Annotated in this window: 5 protein-coding genes; 3 read left to right on the plus strand and 2 right to left on the minus strand. The window is 63.7% G+C overall.

What is annotated here, in order from left to right:
• Positions 1-51: 51 nt before the first annotated feature.
• Positions 52-363, plus strand: coding sequence for a 2Fe-2S iron-sulfur cluster-binding protein (locus AC5DC2_RS19990; protein ID WP_491699745.1), 312 nt, complete (start codon positions 52-54; stop codon positions 361-363).
• Between the two features lie 3 nt (positions 364-366).
• Here the strand turns inward: AC5DC2_RS19990 and AC5DC2_RS19995 are convergent, their stop codons facing one another.
• On the minus strand, positions 367-1,569 hold the full coding sequence (locus tag AC5DC2_RS19995; protein WP_491699741.1) for a LysR family transcriptional regulator: 1,203 nt from the start codon (positions 1,567-1,569) through the stop codon (positions 367-369).
• Positions 1,570-1,651: 82 nt separating this feature from the next.
• Positions 1,652-2,539: an NAD(P)-dependent oxidoreductase gene (locus AC5DC2_RS20000; protein ID WP_491699742.1), complete on the minus strand. Its 888-nt coding sequence runs from the start codon at positions 2,537-2,539 to the stop codon at positions 1,652-1,654.
• 252 nt (positions 2,540-2,791) lie between these two features.
• Here AC5DC2_RS20000 and AC5DC2_RS20005 point away from each other — a divergent pair, with 252 nt between their 5' ends.
• Together AC5DC2_RS20005 and AC5DC2_RS20010 are read left to right on the plus strand one after the other, a co-directional pair.
• Complete coding sequence (locus tag AC5DC2_RS20005; protein WP_491699743.1) at positions 2,792-3,529, plus strand: PIG-L deacetylase family protein; 738 nt, start codon at positions 2,792-2,794, stop codon at positions 3,527-3,529.
• A gap of 32 nt (positions 3,530-3,561) precedes the next feature.
• Positions 3,562-4,383, plus strand: a complete 822-nt coding sequence (locus AC5DC2_RS20010) for a VOC family protein (protein ID WP_491699744.1) — start codon at positions 3,562-3,564, stop codon at positions 4,381-4,383.
• The last annotated feature ends 43 nt before the right edge of the window (positions 4,384-4,426 follow it).

Below are 4,426 nucleotides of genomic sequence, written 5' to 3' on the forward strand. Positions count from 1 at the left end.
CACGAAGTGAATCACGAAACGGCGGAAATCGGTAGGTAATTCGAGGCGTCCATCTATATCGAGCATGCCGGAAAGCGCCACGAGATCGACGTCGCTGCGGGCCAGAGCGTCATGGAAGGCGCGCGGGACAATGGCGTGGAGGGCATCGTCGCCGAATGCGGCGGTTGCTGCTCCTGTTCCACCTGTCACGTCTATGTTGCCGGTGACTGGTTTGACCGGCTGCCGCCGGTTGAGCCGATGGAAGAGGACATGCTCGATTTCGCGCCAGGCATGGAGCCGGGCCGGTCGCGATTGTCCTGTCAGTTGAGGGTCACCGAAGACCTCGACGGGCTGACGGTCGAGGTCCCCGCCGAACAGGCATGAGCCTCACTCAGAGCCAGGAAGCGAAGCCGCTTTATCGCGCAGAAGCTTGAGGAACAGCGCCTGGGCGGCGGTCGGCAGGAAACCGGCGCGCAGCGTCAGCCCGATCGGGCGGGCGCTTGCCGGAAGTTCGAAGGGCAGGGCGACCATCAGCCCGTGGCCGATTTCCGCCTCCGCCTGGCGCTTTGAGACGCAGCCGAGATGATCGCTTTTCTCCAGAAGCTCGCGCATCAGGATCACCGAGCGCGTTTCCACCAGCCGCGACGGCACGGCAAGCCCGGCGGCTTCGAACATGCGGTCGAAATGGCTTCGGATCGGCGTGCCCTCAGGGGCAACGACGAAGGGATACCGGGCAAGCGCCTCGAAGGTTGGCTGCAACAGCGTGCCGTCCTTCCTCTTGCGCAGAAGCGGGTGCCGGGGCCCCGCGACCAGCACCACGCTGTCAGTGAACAGCTCTTCCTGGACGATATCGCCGATGGGCGCGGGATCGCGCAGCGCGCCGATGAGAAAGTCGGTCTCTCCGCGCCTGAGCCCGGCAAGCAGGTCGTCGTAATCGCCTTCCAGCACATCGACAGGGATGGCGCGGCCAAGCGCGCGAAAGGCGACGATCGCGTCCGGCAGCACGCAGGCGCGCGACAGCGGCATCGCGCCGACGACGATCCGGCCGGTCTCCCGTTTCATCGCCTCCGCCAGGTCGGCGTCCGCCTGGGCGAGTTCGGCAAAGGCGAGCCGTGCGGCCTGGGCAAGCGTTGATGCCGCGCGCGTGGCGACGATGCCGAAGGCGGTGCGTTCGAACAGCGGACGTTCAGCCTCGCTCTCAATCTGGCTGACGGCGCGGTGCACCGTCGGCTGCGCCAGGCCGAGCCGTTTGGCGGCCAGCGTGAAGTTCTGGGTTTCGGCGACGGCGATCAGCGCGTTCAGCTGCGCGCGCGTGACCGTCACCTTCAGGCGCGGCGCGACATCCGAAAGCGCCGGGTCGAGATAGGCGAGGGCGCGTCTCACGCGGCAGGCCAGCGTCTCGCCGGCCTCGGTGACGTAGAGCCCCTGGGGCGTGCGCGAAAAGAGCGTCGCCCCGGCAAGGCTTGCGATCTTGCCCAGCGCCTGGGTCACGGCCGGTTGCGAGACGAAGCACAATTCTGCCGCCCGGGTGACCGAATGCGTCTCGGCGACGGCCAGGAAGACCCTGAGATGGCGAAGATTATAGGGCAAGGGCGCCTCCGCGACGTGTTCGGCGGATTTATAGCACGCGGAACGCCGGAAGCGATGGCAAAGGCCGGATCGTGCGAGGGGCTCAGTCTTCGGCGCGGGCCTCTGCCGACAGGATCAGCCCGACGCGTTCCGCGAGGTCATCGTCTTTCGCTGTCTGAAGGCCGAGCGCTCCGATTTCCGCCTGCCAGGCAACCGTTGCCGCGCTCATGCGCGCCTCAAGCCCGAGATCGCTTATGGTCGCCGCGACCTCGCGCATTTCCGCCGCGCGCCGCGTGCCGTGCACCATCATCCGCTCGAGACAATAGGCGGCCTTTTTCGGCCAGTCGATCTGCGGGTCGGAGGCGGAAAGGGAGGCGATCACCTCAGCGCTGACGCCCGCCTTTTCAGCGGCGAGAAAGCACTCCGCCATCAGCGCCTCGGTGCCCTTGATCATCACCGAGCGGATCATCTTCACCGAGGAGGCGTCGCCGATGTGCGGGCCCGTCACGCTCGCCTTCATGCCAAGGCCTGCCATCGCCTCCGCGCCTTGCGTTGCATGCGGACCCGAGACGAGGCAGGGCGTTTCGTGGCGTTTCGGGTGGATCGGGCTCATGATCGCGACATCGACGTAGCGCGCGCCGGCGGCTTCGATCAATGCCGCGTTGCGGCGCTTGGTCTCCGGAGAACAGGAATTGCCGTCGAGATAGAGCGTGCCGGGCCTGATATACGCCGCCGCCGCCTCGGCGGCGGCAAACCCGTTGTCGGCGGTGACCAGGCTGAAGACGATATCGCTTCGCCGAAGCAGAGCCGCGGATGACGGAGCGCAGAAGACGCCGCGCTTGGCGCAGGCCTTGGCGATTGCTTCTGCCGCGTCGTTGTGCAGTGTCTTGATGTCGAAGGCGGCAAGGGTCGTCGCAATGCCTGCCGCAGCCCAGCCGTCCGCAATCGCGCGCGCGGCTTCGCCGAAACCGATAAATCCGATGGCTGTCATGGCTCTTTCTCCGCTGGTGTCCGCCCTTTCGGCAAACCGGAACCGACATGTTAGAACCACGCGGCGGGGCCAAGACCATTCAGAAGGCCGACATGGGTATAAGTAATAGCTATAGAACAATAGCATGCTCAAGCCATTCGCATGCTCATAGCACAATGCTATAGCAAATTCTTATGGCCGCGCCGCAATCCGAAATTGTCATCGCAGGCGCCCCGGCGTCAGATGCGGAACAATGGAATAACGGAGGAAACCATGCCGGACACCAACAAGACCGCGCTCGTGATCAGCGCCCATGCCGCCGATTTCGTCTGGCGCTGCGGCGGGGCGATCGCGCTGCACGCGGCCAAGGGCTATGACGTGACGGTGCTGTGCCTTTCCTTCGGCGAGCGCGGCGAAAGCGCGAAACTGTGGAAGCAGGAGGGGATGACCCTCGACAGGGTCAAGAGCGAACGCCGGAAGGAGGCCGAACAGGCGGCGGAAGCGCTCGGCGTCCACGATCTCGTCTGCCTCGACCTCGGCGACTATCCGCTGGAGCTTTCCCGCGAGGACAAGAACAGGGTGGTCGAGGTCATCCGCAGGGTGCAGCCCGCCTTCATGCTGTCGCACTCGCAATATGACCCCTACAACACCGACCATATGTACGCCACGAGAGTTGCGCTCGAATGCCGGATGATTGCCCAGGCCTGGGGTCACAATCCCGGCGAGAAGGTGCTTGGCGCGCCGCAGCTTTATCTGTTCGAGCCGCATCAGACCGAGCAGATGGGCTGGAAGCCGGACACCTTTCTCGACATCACGCCGGTGTGGGAGAAAAAGCGCGCGGCGATCGAGGCCATGGCCGGGCAGGAGCACCTCTGGGAATATTACACCCGCGTCGCCATCAACCGGGCCAATCATTTCAAGCGCAATTCCGGCGGCCAGGCCTCGGGGCGCGACTGTAAATATGCGGAAGGTTTCCAGTCGATCTTTCCGCGCACGGTTGACGAACTCTGAGGCGGCTGGAACGTTCAAGGGGAGGAACAGGAATGACCACGGAGCCGACCAATCCGAGCTTTGACATCGCCCATCTCGGCCATGTGGAAGTGCTGACCAACAGGTTCGAGGAAAGCCTCGACTTTTTCACCCGGATCTACGGATTGAAACTGTCCGGGCAGGACGAGCATTCCGCCTATCTGAGGGCCTGGGATGATTATGAATATGCGACGTTGAAGCTGACGAAGTCCGACACCACGGGCGTTGCCCATATCGGCTATCGCGCCGCTTCCCCGGAAGCGCTGGAACGACGCGTCGCGGCGATCGAGGCTTCCGGTTTCAAGGTGATCGGCTGGAAGGACGGGGACCTGAGCCACGGCCGGGCCTTTCGTTTCGAGGACCCCTTCGGCCATGTCTTCGAGATCTATTACGACACCAATTGGTACGAGCCGCAGGAGGACGCGGAAAAAGCGGCGCTGAAGAACACGGCATCCGCTTTTACCGGCATGCCGCCGCGCCGCATCGACCATGTCAACCTGCTTGCGGAAGACGTCACCGAATTCCGCCGCTTCATGGTCACCTGCCTCGGCGCGCGGGTGACGGAATACATCCTTCTCGACAATGGCCGGCTCGGCGGCTGCTGGTTCACCATCAACAACAAGAGCTATGACCTTGCCTGCACCGAAGAGCATGGCGGCGGCAAGGGGCGGCTGCATCACGTGACCTATGCGACCGACCAGCGCGAGGACATTCTGCGCGCCGCCGACATCTTCGCCACCATTTCCGTTTTCCAGGCGCCTGGACCCCGCCGGCGAGGGGGCTTCCCTAGGGAGGATCGATTTGCCAAATCATTGCTGGAAAGTGATTTGATTTGATTTGATTTTCATTCTGATCTGATCTGATCTGAGTTGATTTGAT

It is taken from the genome of Martelella sp. (genome assembly GCF_984369615.1).